Below are 17,909 nucleotides of genomic sequence, written 5' to 3' on the forward strand. Positions count from 1 at the left end.
GTGCCGCCTAGTTTACGAATTCCTTCAACCAGGTCTTCAGCTCTTCACCGAATTCCACGCGCTCCGAGGCGATGGAAATTACCGCCTTCAAGTAGCTGAGCTTGTCCCCGGTGTCGTACCGGCGGCCGCGGAACACCACGCCGTAAACACCGCCGCCCTCGCAGTCGGACACGGCCAGGGTCTGGAGGGCATCCGTCAGCTGGATCTCCCCGCCGCGGCCCGGCTCCGTTTCCTCCAGAACGTCGAAGACCTCGGGGTGAAGCACGTACCTCCCGATCACGGCAAGGTTGGACGGAGCGTCCTCCACGGCGGGCTTTTCCACGAGCCGGTTCACGCGGAAGTAGTCTTCGCCTTCCACGGCGGAGATATCGGCACAGCCGTAGGCGCTGATCTGGGAGGGATCCACTTCGATCAAGGCGATCACCGAACCACCGGTCCTGGCCTGGACGTCGATCATGGTGCTGAGCAGCTCGTCGCGCTCGTCGATCAGGTCATCGCCCAGAAGGACCGCAAAAGGCTCGTTTCCCACGTGCTGGCGGGCACACAGGACAGCGTGGCCCAGGCCCTTCGGATCGCCCTGGCGGACGTAGTGCAGGGGCCCCAGGTTGGAGGCGTGCTGTATGGCCTCCAACCTGTCCAGATCGCCCTTGAGCTCCAGGGTCCGTTCCAGGGCCGGGGCGCGGTCAAAGTGGTCCTCCAGCGCCCGCTTCTGGCGGCCGGTGATCATCAGCAAGTCGGTCAGGCCCGCTTTGACGGCCTCTTCCACCACATACTGGATGGCCGGCTGGTCAACCACCGGCAGCATTTCCTTCGGCATTGCCTTGGTGGCTGGCAGGAAGCGTGTGCCCAATCCGGCAGCAGGAAAGACGGCTTTTCTGATTGATTTCCCCAAAGTCATAGCTGCACCTTACAAATCAATGGAGCAAGTGGCAATCGGGACCCGCTGGGCCGCCTGTCAGCCCTTGAAAACCGGGCTGCGCTTCTCCTGGAAGGCGCGGAAACCCTCGGCGTAGTCCTCGCTCTTGCACAGCCGTGCCTGCTCTGCGTTTTCCTCTTCCATGGCCTCCCACAGCCCCAGCCGCTGGTCCCGGATGTGCGCCACGAGCTCCTTGCTGGCCCTGAACGCACCCGTGGCGCCGGTGGCGACGCCGGCCACGATGGCCCGGGTAGTCTCCAGCAGTTCCGTTGCGGGCATGGCCCGGCTGAACAGGCCCTGCGCCACGGCGTCGGCGCCGCTCATGAGCTCGGCGGTGTAGATCAGGTCCAGGGTCCGGTGCATGCCAAGGCGCTCGGTGAAATACCAGTGCCCGCCGGAGTCGAGGGTGGCGCCGAGCTTCGCGAACGGTGAGCCGAACTTGGCATTCTCCGCCACGTAGACCACGTCCGTGGCCAGCAGCAGGCCCAGCCCCACACCGAGGCAGGCGCCCTGGGCCGCGGCGAACGTGGGTGCGGGGAAGGAGCTCATTTTCTTGAGCAGCGGCTGGACGAGCCCGCCCAGATAGGCCTGCGCGTCGTCGCTCTCCGGCGTGACGCCGGCAATGTCACGACCGGCGCAGAAAGCGCGGCCCTCGCCGCGGAGCAGCAGTGCCCGGACCTCGCCGCGGGCGGCGGCGTCAGCGGCGCGATCGTACGCCTGGGACAAATCCGCGAGTGCCTGCTCGTCGAGGGAGTTCAGCTTGTGCGGGGCGTCGAGTACGACCTCGGCGACGCCGCGAGCGATGGACAGGGAAATCATGGGGCTCCTTGGATTCGAAAAGGCCTAGACGTCGAAAAACCCTAGACGTCGAAGTCGACCGTGACTTCCGGGGTGGTGGGGTGGGACTGGCAGGTCAGGACGTAGCCCTTGTCGAGCTCGTCCTGCTCCAGGGCGTAGTTCTCGTCCATGGTGACATTGCCGCTGACCACCTTGGCCCGGCAGGTGCCGCAGACGCCGCCGGCACAGGCGAACGGCACGTCGGGGCGGACCCGGAGGGCGGCGTTGAGGATGGATTCGCGGGCGTGGGTGGGGCTCGCCACTTCGCCCTGCAGGCCGTCCAGCTTGAACGTGATCTTGTAGGTCTCCTTGGATTCGTCCGCGATCACCGGCCGGCCAATGTTGCCCTCGGGGCGGTCCGGCTTGCCGGAAGTGAACAGTTCGAAGCGGACGTGCTCCGGGGTGACGCCGCGTGCGGCGAGAGTGTCCCGGCACAGCTGGACGAGTTCGAACGGGCCGCAGAGGAACCATTCGTCGACGTCGTCCGCGTGGATGGCGGTGCCCAGCAGCGCCTGCAGCTTCTCGGCGTCGATCCTGCCGCTGAGCAGCGGCGCGATCCGCTGTTCACGCGAGAGCACGTGGTGCAGCGCCAGCCGAGCCGGGTATTTGTCCTTCAGGTCCGCGAGTTCCTCGAGGAACATCACGTCCATGGCGGCCTTGTTGGCGTAGATGAGGTCAAAGCGGGTCTCCGGATGGGCCGCCAGCAAGGTGCGGGCAATGGCGATCACGGGCGTGATGCCGGAGCCGGCGGCGATCGCCACGAACGAGCCGGGCTCCCCCGCCAGCTCCTCCGGATGGTTCATGGAGTTCATGACGTTCTGCTCAACGGACTTGCCGTCGCGGCCGTGCTTGGAGATAAAGGCACCCATGGGGCTCATGACGTCCAGGACGTCGCCAGCCTTGAGTTCGGCGTTGGCCCACGTGGAGAACAGGCCCCCGAGGTCTTTCTTGATGGCCACCCGGATTTCGCTGCTGCCGTCCGCGAAGCTGCGCGGCTCGGCGCAGATCGAGTAGCTGCGGCGGATCTCGTGCGGCTGGCCGTCCGCGTCGGGCAGGGTGGTGCGCAGCGCGACGTACTGGCCCGGCAGGTAGTCGAACGCTCCGGCGAGCTCGGCCGGGACCCCGAACGTCACTTCGATGGCGTCGTCGGTGAGCCGGCGGACCTCGTCCACCGTCAGGGTGTGGAAGGACGCACGACGGCGGCCGGTGGCTGTGGCCGACTCCGCGGCGCTCTGGCGGACAACCTTCATGGAGGCACCTGTTCCTTACAAGACTTTGAAGTAGTCGAACGGTTCCTTGCAGGCCTGGCACACGTAGAGGGCCTTGCAGGAGGTGGAACCGAAGCGGGTGAGTTCTTTGGTGTTGAGCGATGAGCACTGGGGACACTTAACGGCGAGCGCGAGCCGCACCGGGCCGGCGTGCCGGACGGCCGCCGAGTGGCCCGACGGCGGGGCGATCCCGTACTGCTCCAGCTTCGCCTTGCCGTCCTCGCTCATCCAGTCGGTGGTCCAGGCCGGGGAGAGGACAAGTTCCACGTTGACGCTGGGGTAGCCTTCGCGGTTGAAGGCCGCTTTAAGGTCGTCGCGGATTGCGTCCATGGCCGGGCAGCCGGAGTACGTCGGCGTGATGGTGACCTGCACCGCCGGGACCATGCCGCCGTCGTCGTAGAGCTGGACGTTACGCAGGATCCCGAGGTCCTCGATGGTGAGGACCGGGATTTCCGGGTCGCAGACGGTGGCAGCGAGGTCCCAGGCCTTTTGCTCGGGGGTCTTCTGCTCCGCCGGGCGGCCGTCTGCGGCCGTGGGGTGGCTGACGTACATGTCCATGGTGGTTACCAGCTGGCCCCGGGGTACTCGCGGGCGAGCACCTGCATTTCGGCGAGGAGGTAGCCGAGGTGTTCGGAGTGCAGTCCCTTGCGGCCACCGCCCGGTGTGGGCTGCACGTTGGGGACCTCGAGCTCCGCTTCGGCCAGAACCTCGCCGGTGAGGCGGTCGAAGTTGGCCCGGAGGCTGGAGGGTTCGACGGCGGCGCCGCTCGCGCTGAGGCGGGCGGTGAGATCGTCGTCGCGGAACAGCTCGTCCACGTAGGGCCAGATGACCTTGAAGCCGTGGATCATCTTTTCGCGGGACTCGTCCGTGCCCTGGGCCAGGCGCAGCACCCACTGGGCGCTGTGGTCGCGGTGGTAGTCCACTTCCTTGACGGCCTTGGCGGCGATGCCGGCCAGCGTTGCGTCGGTGGACTGCGTCAGCTGGCTGTACAGCTCGAACTGGTAGTAGCTGACGACGAACTGGCGGGCGATGGTGACGGCAAAGTCGCCATTCGGGAGTTCGAAGATCTCGACAGAACGGAACTCGGGCTCGCTGCGGAAATAGGCGAGGTCATCCTCGCTGCGGGCTGTTCCGTCCTCTCCGAGAGCACCGCCGGCGTAGCTGAGGAAGGAGCGGGCGTGGCCCAACTGGTCCAGGGCGATGTTGCCGAGGGCGATGTCTTCTTCGAGCTCCGGGGCGCGGGAAATCCAGTGGCCCAGGCGCTGGGCGAGGACCAGGGCGTCATCGCCCAGTCGCAGGGCGAACTCTGCAACGTCCTCGCTCGGCTTGGCGGTGCCGCGGCTCACGGCCAGGGCGATGTCCTCCGGGCGGAGGGCGTTGCCGGGGGTGATGCGGGTGGCGCTGGCCGTGGCCTCGCCACTGCCGCTGGCGCCCTGGACGCCGACGGAGATGTCGCCGTGGCCGCCGGTTTCTGCCGCCGTTTCAGGTGTGGTGCTCACAGGTGCTTCACGCCCTCGCTCTTGGTGTAGTACGTTGCGTGCCGGTAATCCTTGCCCTGGGGCGACTCGAAGAACGAGCCCTTGGCGTCCGGATCGCTCGAGGCGATGGCCTCGGCCGGGACCACCCAGATGGACACCCCTTCGTTGCGGCGGGTGTAGAGGTCACGGGCGTTGCGCAGGGCCATGGCCGCGTCGGGTGCGTGCAGGGATCCTGCGTGGACGTGGGACAGGCCTCGGCTGGAGCGGACGAATACTTCCCAGATGGGCCAGACGTTTCCTGCTTGGGGTTCGGTTGTCATGCTGCTGATACCTTTTCTGCTTGCTGACGGCGCTGTTTGTCGGCATAAGCCGCCGCGGCTTCGCGCACCCACGCGCCGTTCTGGTGTGCCTCGCGGCGCCGTTCCAGGCGCTGGGCGTTGCAGGGGCCGCGGCCGGCCAGGACTTCATGGAATTCGGCCCAGTCCAGCGGCCCGTGCTCCCACTTCTTGGTTTCCTCGTTGAACCGGATGTCCTTGTCCGGCAGCGTCAGCCCGAGGACCTTGACCTGCTCCATCATCATGCCGACAAACCGGTTGCGGAGTTCGTCATTGCTGAATCGCTTGATGTTCCAGGCCATGGACTGCTTGGAGTTGGGCGAGTCGTCATCCGGGGGGCCAAACATCATCAGGGCCGGGGCGTACCAGCGGTTCACCGCGTCCTGCGCCATCTGCTTCTGTTCGGGGGTGCCGTGGGAGAGTTCCAGCAGGATCTCAAAGCCCTGGCGCTGGTGGAAGGACTCTTCCTTGCAGACCCGCACCATGGCCCGGCCGTAAGGGCCGAAGGACGCGCGGCAGAGCGGCACCTGGTTGGCGATCGCGGCGCCGTCGACCATCCAGCCGATGGCACCCATGTCTGCCCACGTGCGGGCCGGGTAGTTGAAGATGGAGGAGTACTTGGCCTTGCCGTCCATCAGGTCCTGCATCATCTGATCACGCGGCTGGCCGAGGGTTTCGGCGGCGGAGTAGAGGTAGAGTCCGTGGCCGGCCTCGTCCTGGACCTTGGCCATGAGGATGGCCTTGCGCTTCAGGCTCGGGGCGCGGGAGATCCAGTTGGCCTCCGGCTGCATGCCGATAATCTCCGAGTGGGCATGCTGGGAGATCTGGCGCAGGAGCGTTTTCCGGTAGGCCGGCGGCATCCAGTCCCGCGGCTCAATCCGGGAATCTTCCGCCATGACCTTGTCGAAGTAGGCCTGGCCCTCGGCGTCGAGCCGGGCCGCGTCCTCGGGGCTCTGTTCATGCCGTACCGACGATGGCTCGGCGGGCACTGACTGCAGGGTCTGCGATGCCATGGTTGCTCCTCGTGAATTTCCGATAAATAATTACCGACCGTTCGTTCAGGATATGCGGAAGGCTCGAGATGCGTCAAGGACGGGGGTTCCTAAAGAATGTCCGGACCGCGCTCAGGGAGAGTGGGCGCGCGAAAGGGTGCTGGCAGGCGCAGGGTGGGCTACCGTCCGCCGATAGTGAATCTTGGGTATACCTGCGGGGCTGATTGACGGGCCACGGGAGGGTCCGCCCGGCGTCGCAGCGTCACGGACCAGCCACTGGATTAGCTGGTTGGAATGATCGGTTGACTGTTTAAGCAACCGATCCGCAAAGGGCTGGACCGAGCAGATCGGGGGTCGCTGAGTCGTGGCGTCCAGCCTGGAAGAGAACACTTTCTTCGGTCTCGTCGGTGAACACGATCCGGCCCGCATCCTTAATGGCCACTCCGCTACTTGCATCCGTGCCGAGATAGCGGAAGCCCGTCACAGTGACAGTTCCGGTGGTCCAGTCATAGGTCTGGACGAAATGGGCCCTGATGGTCACAGCCTTGCCGGTGTCCAGATTCACCATGACATCGGCTGGGGCTGAGACGAACTGCTGTGTCCGGATCCTGTTGCCGTCGGCGTCGACGAAGCGTCGAAAACTGGTTGTCGAGGTCCCAGTGATGCTCGCATCAAAGTCCCCACAGCTGAACGTAAACGAATAGCTATCCTCGAATGGACCGAAGTTTACGGGCGGGGCCGCGGACGATGCGCCGGCAGACGTCAGTACCAGCCCCAATGCCGCAACAGGAACTGCGAGCCTGAAATATGTCATGGACTACCTTCCTCGGGGGGTGGACCGGCCGCAGGGAAACGGCGCTGCGTGCATCCTGCTCGCACCCTCAGTGGGAGTCAATAGCTTCCCGAACATGCCCGCTTGACCACCACGAACAGGGCTTGGAGGCTCCTCGCCATCACATGTCCCTGCGCTGGCCCCATACCGCCACGGCGAGGAACCGCAACACCGGATGCAGGACGAGCCAGCGCCGGCGTCATGAGCCCGGATCGCCGGTGATAGCTTGAACTCGTGAAGATCGCTGCCGGCAAAAAGCTCCCCCTCTGGGCCTCTGTGGCCCTGAACATGCTGATTGCCCTGGTGGCCGTCGCCCTGGCCCAGGGGTTCCTGGTGAAGGCCTACCGGATACCGTCCGGGTCAATGGAGCCGACGTTGCAGGGCTCTGCGGGCGACGGCGACAGAATCCTGGTCAACAGGCTTGCCTACACCGGCTCAGAACCGCACTCCGGCGACATCGTTGTGTTCACCCGGCCGGACAGCTGGCAGGCCGAATCGGCGGTGGCACGCGGCGCCGGGATCGCCGGGCTGGCCCGTTCATTCGGAGACGTGACAGGGATCGGGCCCTCCAACGAGCAATTCCTGGTAAAGCGGGTGATTGCGACCGGCGGCCAAACCATCAGCTGCTGCGGACAGGATGGCAAACTGCGCATCGACGGCCAGCCCCTCGACGAACCCTACATTTTCGAAGATTTGCCCTTTGAGGCAGGCAGGATCGACTGCCAGACCACTCCCCGTTCGCTCAGGTGTGTTCCCGTGTTCACAGTCCCCGAGGGCGAGCTCGTGGTGCTGGGTGACCACCGTTCAGTCTCGGTTGATTCCGCCATCGCCTGCCGGAGCCTGACCGCTGTGGCTGGCGACTGCATGAGGACGATCAAGTCCTCGGCGGTCGTCGGTCAGGTGGCGGCGAGATTCTGGCCTCTGGACCGCGCCGGCGGAGTGAGCTGACTCAGCGGGAAAGTGAAAATCCCCTCGGAGCGCGTTGCTCCAAGGGGATATCTTCAGTGCTAGCTCGCGTCTACCGCGCCGCCACCGGCTCAACGGACTGATACGCGGTGTAGTACCTGTACGAGCCCGCGCCTGTGGTGGGCACGCGGTTGAGAATGGTGCCGAAGACGGTGCCGTTCACGCGCCCGAGGTTGCCGAGGGATTTGCCAAGCTCTTCATCGGTGGTCTTTCCGGACCTGACGACGACGATTGCTCCGTCTGCAATGCGTGTGAGGACGGCGGCGTCCGTCACGGGGAGCAACGGTGGTGCGTCAACCAGCACAATGGCGTCCTGGGCGAGGGTCTTGAGCAACGTCTTCATGGCCAGCGATCCCAGCAGCTCGCTCGGGTTCGGCGGGATTCGGCCTGAACCGAGCACGCGCAGGTTTGGCATCGCACTCCATTCCTGCAGTACGTCTTCCAGCTCGGCGTGGCCGCTCAGAACGTCGGTTACACCGACTCCGGGGATGAGATTGAAGACATCGACCAAGGTGGGCCGGCGCAAGTCGCCGTCGACCACCACAACGTTCTCGCCGGCGGCAGCCATGGTTACCGCCAGGTTGGCCGTCACCGTCGATTTGCCCTCTGCCGGCACAGAACTCGTCACCACAATAATCCGCGGGGGATTGTCCACATCGACGTACTGGAGATTCGTCCGAAGTTCCCTCAGGGCCTCGGTGATGGCATGCGAATGTTCGCCCGACGCGACGGGACTGAACCCGTCGTCCAGCACGGTACTTTTCCCGTCCAGGCGGTGATCCACCGGGAGCGTGCCCAGCACTGGCACGCCGAACCGACGTTCGATGGCCGTGGCGCTCCGGAGCCTGCGGTCCAGACGGTGGCGAATGAGCGCGTAGAGGACTCCGAGGGCCAGCCCGGCCAGAGCTCCTATTCCCAGAGCCAGCTTCACGTTGGGGGATGTCGGGGCGGTCGGCAGGACGGCTTCGCCCAGTGGAACCACTCGGATGACCGGAACGGGAACGACGTCCGAGCCTTCCACCGCTTGGATGCTTTCCAGATCCTTAACTTGCTCGGCCAGGCCCTTGACCCAGGCATCTGCTACCCGCTGGGCCATTGCGGGGTCAGTGGACGTGGCAGTGACGGCAAGCTGGGCGCTTTCCTTCGGAACGGTCACGGAGACGGACCCCAGAAGGGCGTCCGGCGATGTTGCGAGGCCAAGCGACGTGACGACGCGCTCGGCCACGAGCCTGGACTTGGCCACTGTCTCGTACTTGGCGGCCTTAGTCTGGGCCAGGTTCTCGCTCATGAGCGAGAGGCTGAGGTTATCCGAGCCGCCTGCCACCACGATCCCGGTGGACTGTGCGGCGTAAATCTTCGGCTGCAGGAGGGTCCAGCAGAAGGCGAGCACGGTCAGCGCGAGGGTGAACGCCAGGATGCCCTTCCAACGTGCCCGAGCGATGCGCAGGTAGTCCTCCAGCGCAAGCCCCGCAGGTGTCTGCCCGTTGTTCTCGGCCGTATCAAAACCAGTCACGCGTTGGTCCTCTCCCCCGTGCCTGGCCCCAACGACCCACACGAAAAGTTACTCTACGGTACGGTGACCGCGTTGGTGTGCATATTAACTGCGTTAACCGCGCAGGATTAATCCCCGGCCGACGAGTCCGTCAACAGCCTCATCCAGTAACGCTTCATAGCCCTCGGGTAGCCCATGCAGAGCTTCGATCCGACTCACCAAAGTCTGCATCGAGATGGGTCGCCGGGTGGACTTCCAGATGATCGGTCCGATGCCGCTGAGGCGGGTGAGTTCGGCTTCCGTCAGGACGAGCAAGTCCTCGCCGATCTCAACCGCGTCAACGGCGGCGGCCGCCTGCAGCCAACCCGCGGAAATTGGTTCTGCCGTTTTGTCGCCTGCCTGGTGAGCTGCTGGCTCCGCTTCCGGCTCCATCAAGGCTGGAATCCATGCCACGGTGACTTCCTCCGGCTCGACAGCCGGCGCGAGGAAGAGCGGCGCCAAGCTGTCCGTCAGATCAGCCGCTTCGGAATAGCTGACGCGGAACACGCCGCCCACGCTGTCAATCAGCCGACAGAGTGATTGAAGCGGCTGGAAAACAGCAGCCTGGGAGGAGGTGTCCGGAATGAGTGCAAGCACTGCATCCACCAGAGGGACCGGCTCGATGGCGGGGAGCTGATAGTCCCCACCGGAAATCCTGTCGAGCAAAGCGATGGCCGCGATGCGGGGATTGTCCGGTGCACCGTGCAGGCCCAACTCATCCGGGCCAACCTGCAGTTTGGCGGCATCGGGCCTTCCCTGCTTGACCGATAGAGGCTTCGGGTAAGGAACAACAGTCCCATCAACCCGGATGGCGACGGTTTCGTCGGTTATATACCCAAAGGTCCGGGCGAGCTCCGATGAGGCCGTTGTCTTGCCGGTGCCCGATTTCGCCACCAGGGCGACAACTGCCCCACCGGAATCAGCAACCCCGCACGCGTGGAGCATCGTCAGCTCGCCGGCGCGCTCAAGGATGGCAGCGACGGTGACTTCCGACGTCACGGCTTCGGCCAAGCCCTCAAACGTGTCCGAGCCAAGGTGTCTAACGCCGTCGCCCGGGAGCTTCGAATCAAAGAAGAGGGAAGCGGTGAAGGGTTGGGCTGAGACGCTGGGCTCCGCTACCGATGTGACGGACCTCAGATCTCCTAAGCAACGGCTCCAGGCCTCAGTCATCGCTTGCCGTTGAGCAACTGTGGTGGCCGCACCCCACCTGACGGTGAAGTTGATACCCAACACGTCAAGGGACAAGTCACTGGGCGCGCTCATTCAATCTCACCAATCCGGCAACGCCTTAAAACCTCACTGCCCTCTACCAGCAGATACCCGCGCGGCAAGAACCGTTCTGACATGGCAAGCCCAACATGATCCCCGATATTTTTGCTTCTGGCCATTAGATCACTAATGGCCAGCCATACGGGACAAGAGCATCTGCAGCGAAACCCGCTATTCCTAAGGCTTCTTGAGGGTGGCCAGTGCTTGAACGGCTTTCGCAGTGGTGCGGTGATTGGTGGCAGAGTCGATAACGGCTACAGATACAGTGACGGAGTATTCCAGCGTGGCATTGTTCGGCGCGGCACCGTTTCCTGTTCTGGAATATGACCCGAAAGTGAATGTCGAGGAAGTACCTCCGGCCGGCACGGCCACGACACCGTCCCACTGTCCCGCAGACGACACCGCCTTGTTGTTAATCGTGCCGATGAAGAGTCCGATTTTGGTGGCGTCAATGGCAGCCTGATTTGCGGGAGCGACGGTGATGCTGACTGAAGCAGTCCCCGAGATGGCAGCGCCAGTCGTGGAGATGGTGAAGCCGTTGGGCCCCGTGCCCAATACCGCCGGAGTTCCCGTAACCGTTGGAGCACTCGTGCTGGGAACAATGGTTACCGATACGGTCCCCGTGTGCGACGCCGCAGCGGCCGGGGCTGCAATTGCTGCCGCGATAACAGGCACGCTCCATGCGGCGCCCTTCACAACGGAACGGCGGTCGAAACTCGCCTTCGGTGAGGCCAGGCTCTTGATCTCCGACATCTACTACCCCAAGTTCTAGTGCGGCGGAGAACCCAGTCGGGCCAGCTCCTGCCGAGCGTTTCGGCATCCCTGGACGACTGTACGCAGAAAAGCATGAATCTTCAATATCAAGATGCTTTATTTTCAAGAACGACAGAATTCCCCACTATCTCCCCCCGGAGATCTGAATGGCCCGTCGCGGATAGACTCGGAAACCATGCCGCCGGTAAGAGTCTCGCTAACGGAAGTTGGACAAACCTTGGATACGCCTCGCCCCGTCCGGATCCTCACGGTCTGCACCGGCAACATCTGCCGCTCGCCGGTGGCCGAGCGCCTGCTTCAGGCGGGCCTGGACCAGGTGCAACCTGGCGCCTTTGTGGTGCGAAGCGCAGGCACGCGGGCCATGGTGGGCGATCCGATCCAGCCGAGCTCAGCGGACATCATCAGGACGTTTGGCGGAACGCCGGACGGCTTCGCGGCCCGCCAACTGACGCAAAAGATCCTCAGGGAGTCCGATCTGGTGCTGGCGATGACCGCCAAACACCGCGGCGAGGTGATGCAGATGGATGCCTCATTGCTGAAGCGGACCTTTACTATCCGCGAGTTTGCCCGGATGCTGAAGGTCCTTGAGCAGCGCGACGCGGACGCTCCCGCGTCCTCTTCTGCCGGCGACATTCCTGCCTTTTGGCGGGAACTCCCGGGCCGGGCGGGGTCAGTGCGTCACCTGGCGCTGGCCCCGGACGCCTCCGACAACGACGTCGTGGATCCCTACCGGCGCGGCCAGGAGTTCTACGACCAGATGGAGGACGAGCTCGCCCCGGCCATCCTCGCCATCCTGCGGTTCGCACGCCACCATAGCTGAGCCAGGCCAGTACTTGCAGCTGGGCCGCCAGCATTCGAGCCCGGGGAACCGCGGCCGTCTCCGCGCCGGCGCCCATTTCGTGCAACGCTAGTTGCATGGATCTGGAGGTGTCGCCCGCGCTCACGATTCCCGCGTCGGAACTCGGCTGGCGGTTCTCGCGTTCGTCCGGGCCAGGCGGCCAGCACGTCAACACCTCTGACAGCCGCGTCGAACTCTCGTGGAACGTCGCCGGCTCGGCGGCGCTCTCGGATGGCCAACGGCTGATGCTCCTCAGCCGTCTCGGACAACGTCTCATCGCCGGGGTGATCACCGTGACCGCTTCCGAGCGGCGCTCCCAGCTGCGCAACCGCGAGATCGCGCTGGCCAAGCTCTCCGACCTCGTCGCAGAGGGCCTCGCCCCTGAAGCTGCCCGCCGCCGGGCAACCAAACCCACCCGAGGCTCGAACCGTCGGCGCCTCGCCGCAAAGGAGCAGCGGGCGGCGACGAAACGGCAACGACAACGGCCGTCCGCCGAGTAGCGCCCTCCAGTCATTATTCAGCCGCGGGGTAGCAGGAGCGTGTAGATAGAAGCCTGCTCCATAGGCGAACCCGGCGCAGCTGGATACTAGGCCGCCGCCAGCCTTCGGACCCGGGGAACCGCGGCCCTTTCCGCCGGCGCTACGATGCTGAGCTGGCATTCTGACTGCAGCGGGTCAATGGTGGCCGGCAGGTGGTGGGAGGCTGAGCACTCCCGGAGCTGTTCGAGGGCCGCCGGTTCCACCACGGCGTGGCTGACATCCACCACCAAGTGGAGTCCTTCCCTCAGGTGGTTTGCCCGCTTGACCACCACGTACAGGGCCTGGAGGCTCCTCGCCGTCACATGTCCCTGCGCTGCTACTTCTGCCTGACCGCAATCGAGGTCGAGCCTGACAAGGACCCGGAGTTTGTGGTTCAAAACGATTCCCCTGTTCGTGCATGTACCGCTTGGCCGCGACGCTGCGACCGGTTTGGCCGCGACGCTGCGACCGCAACCCAGCCTAGGCAGGGAGTGTGATGTAGGCAACAGTGCGCTTCATATCGGGGAAACCGCGCGTTATGTGCCGGGTTGTTGGCGAAAAAGTGTTGATCTGCGGGCACGGTGTACTGTAGAGGAGGCCCCACGGAGACCATCCGGCACTTGGCACTAGCCCAGAGCGCACCGGAGAGCGACATCGTGGCCCCCTTACCGCCGCGGCGAGGAACTGCATCACCGGATGCAGGACGAGCCAGCGCCGGCCAGCCAGTCCACTCTGCGTTTCGCGCCCCTCAGTACTCCGGCGTGGCCCGCCAGAGTACTGGCAGCCAGAATCCGGGCACCGGGCCCGGCCGACTCAGAGGAACACATGACACACCCCTTCGACAGCCCAGACGACGTACGCGGGGCGGATTTCCGCGAGCGGCGGCGTCCCGTGAAGAAACGCCGAGGCCGGAAGGTGCTGATCGCCGTCGGCGTGGTGCTGGCGCTCGTCGCGGTGGTGGCTGGCGGCTACCTCTTTAACCTCGCACGGACCTTCGACTCCGGCAGCAGCAAGATTGACCAGGCCTTCCCGGACGAGTCCACGCGCCCGAAGAAGACGGACACCTCGATGAACATCCTGGTGATGGGCAGCGACAGCCGCGGCGCCGCCGAGTCTGATAACGCGGGCGCCACGCCCACGGACCAGCGCGCGGACACGCTGATGCTCATGCATATCCCGGCGGACCGCAAGAACATCTACACCATGTCCATCATGCGCGACCTCTGGGTGGACATCCCCGGGCACGGCGAAGCGAAGATCAACTCGGCGCTGGCCCTTGGCGGCACGCCCCTGATGGTGCAGACCGTCGAGTCGATCTTCCAGCAGCGCATCGATCACGTGGCGATGATCGACTTCGAGGGCTTCAAGGGCCTCACGGACGCGCTGGGCGGGGTGACCGTGAACCTCAACCTGCCGTTTACTTCGACCGCACTGCCGGGCCAGTCCTTCGCCCCGGGCCAGCACACCTTCAATGGAACCGAAGCCCTGGCCTTCGTGCGCGAACGCCACGCCTACGCCGACGGCGACTACCAGCGGGTCCGCAACCAGCAGGAGTTCCTGCGGGCCATCATCAAGAAGTCGACCGCCGGCCAGACACTCAGCAACCCGATCACCATCAACAACATGGTGGGCGCCGTCTCGCCGTTCGTCACCGTGGACAAGTCCTTTGATTCGGGGGCCGTGGCCGGGCTCGGGCTCGAACTCAGGGACATCCGGGCGCAGAATACCGTGATGTTCACGCTGCCGACCGGGGGCGTGGGAACGTCCACGGATGGCCAGTCGATCGTGCTGGCCGACCCGAACGCCATCCAGGACATCTCCGGGGCGATGGCCTCGGGCACCTTGGGCGAGTACGTTGCGGCGAACGAGTTCGAGAACGGGAACTGAGCCCCGCCGGGTGAGGCGCCAGGGGAGGCCCTTGGACCCATAGTCCGCGGCGGGCCGCAGTGGTAGCGTCCGTTCATGGGGAATGCTCCGGAGCCAGCAGCCGCGGCTTCCGCAGCGTCCCCGCCCCCTCCCCCGTCCCCCGCGGCACGCCGTCGTCGTCGGATCATCCTGCTCCTGGGGGCGCTGGTGGCGCTCGCCGTGGCCGTTGCGGCCTCGGCGTACGTTTTCTCCCGGCCGCGGTCCGCGGACCCGGCGCCGGCGGGAACCGCCGCACCGGCAGCCGCGCCCGCGACGGCACCCGGCCCCGCACCCACTCCCAGCCCCGTTCCCACGCCGCCGCCCAGCCCCACGCCCGCGCCGGAACCGCCCGCCGTCGCCCTTAACATCTTGCTGATCGGGAGCGACAGCCGGGTCAATGAGCGGGCGGCGGCGGCCGGCGGCACCGCCTCCGACCAGCGCGGGGACGCCCTCGTGCTGATCCACCTCCCGGCGGACCGGCAGGGTGTCTACGGCATCTCGATCATGCGTGACCTGTGGGTGAACATCCCCGGCTACGGATTCGCGAAAGTGAACGCCGGACTTGAGCTGGGCGGGGTGCCGCTGATGACGAAGACAGTGGAGGCGCTGCTGGGCCAGCACATCGACCATACGGTGATGTTGGATTTTCAGGGGTTCGCGGCCATGACAGACGCGCTGGGCGGGGTCGACGTCAACGTCAAGCGGGCTTTCACCAGCACCGCAGATGACAAGGTGTATTTTCCGGCGGGCGTGAACCGACTCAACGGGCTGCAGGCCCTGGCCTTTGTCCGCGAGCGCCATGCCTTCGCCGACGGCGACTACCAGCGGGTCCGGAACCAGCAGACTTTCTTGAAAGCCGTGATGGCCAAGATGGCATCCGAAGGCAGGCTGGCGGACCGCGCCACCGTCCGCAAACTCATCGCCACTGTGCTGCCGCACGTGACCCTGGATGCAAGCTTCACCCTGAAGTCGCTGGAAAACCTCGCCTTCAGCCTCCGCAGCACAGCGCCGGGACGTGGCGTGTTCTTCACGCTGCCGACCGCCGGCACAGGGTTCAGCCGGGACGGCCAGTCGATTGTCCTGCAGAACCCTGCCGCGACCGCCGCGGTCTCCGCCGCGCTGGGCTCGGGAACGCTTGCCCGCTACGTGGCGGCCAACAATTTGCAGAACGGCAATTGAGGCGCCGCTCTTCGGTAGATTGGGTCCATGACCCAGACTCCCGCCCAGCCGTCCCCGCAGCCTCCCGTCGCCCGGAAAGTTCCCGCGGTGCGCACCCACCACGGCGACGCGTTCGAGGACAACTACGAGTGGCTGCGGGACAAGGAATCCGCCGAGGTGGTGGACCTGCTCAAGGCCGAAAACGCCTACCAGGAGGCCGTGACCGCGCACCAGGAGCCGCTGCGCGAGGCCATCTTCCAGGAGATCAAGGGCCGCACCCAGGAAACAGACCTCTCCGTCCCGAACCGCAAGGACGGCTGGTGGTATTACACCCGCTCGGTCGAGGGCAAGGAGTACGGCATCCACTGCCGCGTGCGCGGCCAGGAAACCGGGGACCGCGTCGCGGACTGGACTCCCCCGGCTGTGGAGGCCGGCGTCGTCATCCCCGGCGAGGAAGTCCTGCTCGATGGCAACCTGGAGGCCGAGGGCAAGCCGTTCTTCGCCGTGGGCGGGGCCGCCACGACCATCGACGGCACCCTCTATGCCTACGCCGTGGACAACGCGGGCGACGAGCGCTTCACGCTGCGCATCAAGGACCTGCGCACCGGTGTGCTGCTGCCGGACGTGATCGAGAACGTCTTCTACGGCATCTCCTTCTCCCCCGACGGCAGCCGGATCTTCTACACCGTGGTGGACGATTCCTGGCGGCCGTACCAGGTGAAGTCCCATGTGCTCGGCACACCTGTCAGCGAGGACGCGGTCATTTACCAGGAGGACGACGTCGCCATGTGGCTCGGCTTCGAGCTTTCGGCCGACCGGCGCCACCTGGTGCTCAGCATCGGCTGCTCCGAGTTCAGCGAGACCCGCCTGCTGCGCTTTGATGACCTCGACGCCGGACTGCGCACCGTGATCTCCCGCGACGAGCGAATCCTCTACGAGGCCGAGCCGTTCCTGCTGGCGGATGCCTCAGGCCGGAGCCAGGAGCGGATCCTGCTCACCCACAACAAGGACGCCATCAATTCCATGGTCTCCCTCGTGGACCCGGCCGAGCTCGCAAAGCCGCTCGCCGAGCAGCACTGGGACACCGTCGTCGCCCATTCCGACCACGTCCGCGTCAACGGCGCCGGGGTCACCTCGACTCACGCGGTGGTCTCCGTCCGAAAGGACACCATCGAACGGGTCCAGGTCCTGCCCCTGGCCGGCCTGGGAACCCCGGAGCAGGGCGCCGCGGTGGAACCCGCGTTCGACGAGGAGCTCTATACGGCCGGCGTCGCGGGCTCCGACTACGAGGCCCCCGTGATCCGGATGGGCTACACCTCGTACTTCACCCCGTCGCGGGTCTACGATTTCGTGCTGCCCACTCCGGAGCAACCGGCCGGTGAACTCCTGCTGCGCAAGGAGAGCCCGGTGCTGGGCGGCTACTCGCCGTCGGACTACGTCGCCACCCGGGAGTGGGCCACCGCCGCGGACGGGACGAAGATTCCGCTCTCGGTGCTCCGCCACGCCTCCGTCCGGCAGGATTCGACCGCGGCCGGCCTGGTGTACGGCTATGGCTCCTACGAAATGAGCATGGATCCGGGCTTCGGGATTCCCCGGCTGTCCCTGCTGGACCGGGGCGTCGTGTTCGTGATCGCCCACATCCGCGGCGGCGGCGAGCTCGGCCGGCACTGGTACGACGACGGCAAGAAGCTGCGCAAAAAGAACACGTTCACCGACTTCATCGCGGCCACCGACTGGCTCGCCGGATCCGGCTGGGTGGACCCGGGCCGGATCGCCGCGATGGGCGGCTCCGCCGGCGGACTGCTGATGGGTGCCGTCGCCAACCTGGCGCCGGAAAAGTATGCGGCGATTGTTGCCGCCGTCCCGTTCGTGGACGCGCTGACCACCATCCTGGACCCCGAACTGCCGCTCTCGGCCCTGGAGTGGGAGGAATGGGGCAACCCGATCACCGACCCGGAGGTGTACGCGTACATGAAGTCGTACACGCCCTACGAGAACGTCCAGGCCGTGGCGTACCCGAAGATCGCCGCGGTCACCAGCTTCAACGACACCCGCGTGCTCTACGTGGAGCCGGCCAAATGGGTGCAGCGATTGCGCGAAGTGAACACCGGAAGCGAGCCGATCGTCATGAAGATCGAGATGGAAGGCGGCCACGGCGGCGCCTCGGGCCGGTACGTGCAGTGGCGCGAACGGGCCTGGGACTACGCGTTCGTGGCCGATTCCCTTGGCGCCACCGAACTGCTGCCGGGAGCCGGAGTGAAGTAGCCCGCACGGGCGACACATCCGGGCGCG

Annotated in this window: 18 protein-coding genes; 6 read left to right on the forward strand and 12 right to left on the reverse strand. The window is 65.5% G+C overall.

What is annotated here, in order from left to right; all coding sequences use genetic code 11:
- Positions 1–7: 7 nt before the first annotated feature.
- The 8 genes from galU to AC1D2F_RS04080 all read right to left on the reverse strand — a co-directional run bounded on the left by galU (position 8) and on the right by AC1D2F_RS04080 (position 6,640).
- Positions 8–898 carry a UTP--glucose-1-phosphate uridylyltransferase GalU gene (gene galU, locus AC1D2F_RS04045; protein WP_229995226.1) on the reverse strand — a complete coding sequence of 297 codons (891 nt, stop codon included), beginning with the start codon at positions 896–898 and terminating at the stop codon, positions 8–10.
- A 57-nt stretch (positions 899–955) separates the two neighbouring features.
- Positions 956–1,735, reverse strand: a complete 780-nt coding sequence (locus AC1D2F_RS04050; RefSeq protein WP_476966239.1) for an enoyl-CoA hydratase/isomerase family protein — start codon at positions 1,733–1,735, stop codon at positions 956–958.
- 41 nt (positions 1,736–1,776) lie between these two features.
- Positions 1,777–3,003 (reverse strand): 1,2-phenylacetyl-CoA epoxidase subunit PaaE, encoded by a 1,227-nt coding sequence (paaE, locus tag AC1D2F_RS04055; protein WP_476966240.1) that lies wholly within the window; start codon positions 3,001–3,003, stop codon positions 1,777–1,779.
- 15 nt (positions 3,004–3,018) lie between these two features.
- Positions 3,019–3,573: a 1,2-phenylacetyl-CoA epoxidase subunit PaaD gene (paaD, locus tag AC1D2F_RS04060; RefSeq protein WP_476966283.1), complete on the reverse strand. Its 555-nt coding sequence runs from the start codon at positions 3,571–3,573 to the stop codon at positions 3,019–3,021.
- An 11-nt stretch (positions 3,574–3,584) separates the two neighbouring features.
- A complete protein-coding gene (paaC, locus tag AC1D2F_RS04065) occupies positions 3,585–4,520 on the reverse strand; it encodes a 1,2-phenylacetyl-CoA epoxidase subunit PaaC (protein ID WP_476966241.1) in 936 nt (311 codons plus the stop codon).
- Entirely contained in the window at positions 4,517–4,819 is a 303-nt protein-coding gene (paaB, locus tag AC1D2F_RS04070; RefSeq protein WP_229995222.1) for a 1,2-phenylacetyl-CoA epoxidase subunit PaaB, read from the reverse strand. Before paaB ends, paaC begins: the two co-directional genes overlap by 4 nt.
- Complete coding sequence (paaA, locus tag AC1D2F_RS04075) at positions 4,816–5,847, reverse strand: 1,2-phenylacetyl-CoA epoxidase subunit PaaA (protein WP_476966242.1); 1,032 nt, start codon at positions 5,845–5,847, stop codon at positions 4,816–4,818. Before paaA ends, paaB begins: the two co-directional genes overlap by 4 nt.
- Positions 5,848–6,136: 289 nt before the next feature.
- Positions 6,137–6,640, reverse strand: coding sequence for a hypothetical protein (locus AC1D2F_RS04080; protein WP_476966243.1), 504 nt, complete (start codon positions 6,638–6,640; stop codon positions 6,137–6,139).
- Between the two features lie 252 nt (positions 6,641–6,892).
- On the opposite strand from AC1D2F_RS04080, the gene lepB reads away from it, so the two are divergent.
- Positions 6,893–7,606 carry a signal peptidase I gene (gene lepB, locus AC1D2F_RS04085; RefSeq protein ID WP_476966244.1) on the forward strand — a complete coding sequence of 238 codons (714 nt, stop codon included), beginning with the start codon at positions 6,893–6,895 and terminating at the stop codon, positions 7,604–7,606.
- Positions 7,607–7,676: 70 nt separating this feature from the next.
- Here lepB and AC1D2F_RS04090 read toward each other — a convergent pair whose 3' ends face one another.
- From AC1D2F_RS04090 to AC1D2F_RS04100, 3 genes are all read right to left on the reverse strand, one after another.
- Entirely contained in the window at positions 7,677–9,137 is a 1,461-nt protein-coding gene (locus AC1D2F_RS04090; protein ID WP_476966245.1) for a tyrosine-protein kinase domain-containing protein, read from the reverse strand.
- Positions 9,138–9,230: 93 nt separating this feature from the next.
- Positions 9,231–10,166, reverse strand: coding sequence for a hypothetical protein (locus tag AC1D2F_RS04095; protein WP_476966246.1), 936 nt, complete (start codon positions 10,164–10,166; stop codon positions 9,231–9,233).
- Positions 10,167–10,601: 435 nt separating this feature from the next.
- Positions 10,602–11,177 carry a hypothetical protein gene (locus AC1D2F_RS04100; protein ID WP_476966247.1) on the reverse strand — a complete coding sequence of 192 codons (576 nt, stop codon included), beginning with the start codon at positions 11,175–11,177 and terminating at the stop codon, positions 10,602–10,604.
- Between the two features lie 238 nt (positions 11,178–11,415).
- On the opposite strand from AC1D2F_RS04100, the gene AC1D2F_RS04105 reads away from it, so the two are divergent.
- Both AC1D2F_RS04105 and arfB read left to right on the forward strand, forming a co-directional pair.
- On the forward strand, positions 11,416–12,018 hold the full coding sequence (locus AC1D2F_RS04105; RefSeq protein WP_476966248.1) for an arsenate reductase/protein-tyrosine-phosphatase family protein: 603 nt from the start codon (positions 11,416–11,418) through the stop codon (positions 12,016–12,018).
- Positions 12,019–12,113: 95 nt separating this feature from the next.
- Positions 12,114–12,536 carry an alternative ribosome rescue aminoacyl-tRNA hydrolase ArfB gene (gene arfB, locus AC1D2F_RS04110; RefSeq protein WP_229995215.1) on the forward strand — a complete coding sequence of 141 codons (423 nt, stop codon included), beginning with the start codon at positions 12,114–12,116 and terminating at the stop codon, positions 12,534–12,536.
- Positions 12,537–12,622: 86 nt separating this feature from the next.
- On the opposite strand, the gene AC1D2F_RS04115 is transcribed toward arfB, so the two are convergent.
- On the reverse strand, positions 12,623–12,952 hold the full coding sequence (locus tag AC1D2F_RS04115) for a hypothetical protein (protein WP_476966249.1): 330 nt from the start codon (positions 12,950–12,952) through the stop codon (positions 12,623–12,625).
- Between the two features lie 427 nt (positions 12,953–13,379).
- Here AC1D2F_RS04115 and AC1D2F_RS04120 point away from each other — a divergent pair, with 427 nt between their 5' ends.
- The 3 genes from AC1D2F_RS04120 to AC1D2F_RS04130 all read left to right on the forward strand — a co-directional run bounded on the left by AC1D2F_RS04120 (position 13,380) and on the right by AC1D2F_RS04130 (position 17,882).
- Positions 13,380–14,441 (forward strand): LCP family protein, encoded by a 1,062-nt coding sequence (locus tag AC1D2F_RS04120; RefSeq protein WP_476966250.1) that lies wholly within the window; start codon positions 13,380–13,382, stop codon positions 14,439–14,441.
- A 75-nt stretch (positions 14,442–14,516) separates the two neighbouring features.
- The gene (locus tag AC1D2F_RS04125) at positions 14,517–15,638 is read left to right on the forward strand and encodes an LCP family protein (RefSeq protein WP_476966251.1); all 1,122 of its coding nucleotides are present in this window, start codon (positions 14,517–14,519) and stop codon (positions 15,636–15,638) included.
- Between the two features lie 27 nt (positions 15,639–15,665).
- Entirely contained in the window at positions 15,666–17,882 is a 2,217-nt protein-coding gene (locus tag AC1D2F_RS04130) for a S9 family peptidase (RefSeq protein ID WP_476966252.1), read from the forward strand.
- The last annotated feature ends 27 nt before the right edge of the window (positions 17,883–17,909 follow it).

The sequence above is a fragment of the Arthrobacter sp. P1_B3 genome, from assembly GCF_056406615.1.

Excerpts from the sequence above, each read along its gene's own strand:
- AC1D2F_RS04120 (WP_476966250.1), top strand. The coding sequence starts at position 13,380 with ATGACACACCCCTTCGACAGCCCAGACGACGTACGCGGGGCGGATTTC.
- AC1D2F_RS04125 (WP_476966251.1), top strand. The coding sequence starts at position 14,517 with ATGGGGAATGCTCCGGAGCCAGCAGCCGCGGCTTCCGCAGCGTCCCCG.
- paaD (WP_476966283.1), bottom strand. The coding sequence starts at position 3,573 with ATGTACGTCAGCCACCCCACGGCCGCAGACGGCCGCCCGGCGGAGCAG.
- AC1D2F_RS04130 (WP_476966252.1), top strand. The coding sequence starts at position 15,666 with ATGACCCAGACTCCCGCCCAGCCGTCCCCGCAGCCTCCCGTCGCCCGG.
- arfB (WP_229995215.1), top strand. The coding sequence starts at position 12,114 with ATGGATCTGGAGGTGTCGCCCGCGCTCACGATTCCCGCGTCGGAACTC.
- AC1D2F_RS04100 (WP_476966247.1), bottom strand. The coding sequence starts at position 11,177 with ATGTCGGAGATCAAGAGCCTGGCCTCACCGAAGGCGAGTTTCGACCGC.
- paaA (WP_476966242.1), bottom strand. The coding sequence starts at position 5,847 with ATGGCATCGCAGACCCTGCAGTCAGTGCCCGCCGAGCCATCGTCGGTA.
- paaE (WP_476966240.1), bottom strand. The coding sequence starts at position 3,003 with ATGAAGGTTGTCCGCCAGAGCGCCGCGGAGTCGGCCACAGCCACCGGC.
- AC1D2F_RS04080 (WP_476966243.1), bottom strand. The coding sequence starts at position 6,640 with ATGACATATTTCAGGCTCGCAGTTCCTGTTGCGGCATTGGGGCTGGTA.
- AC1D2F_RS04050 (WP_476966239.1), bottom strand. The coding sequence starts at position 1,735 with ATGATTTCCCTGTCCATCGCTCGCGGCGTCGCCGAGGTCGTACTCGAC.
- paaB (WP_229995222.1), bottom strand. The coding sequence starts at position 4,819 with ATGACAACCGAACCCCAAGCAGGAAACGTCTGGCCCATCTGGGAAGTA.
- galU (WP_229995226.1), bottom strand. The coding sequence starts at position 898 with ATGACTTTGGGGAAATCAATCAGAAAAGCCGTCTTTCCTGCTGCCGGA.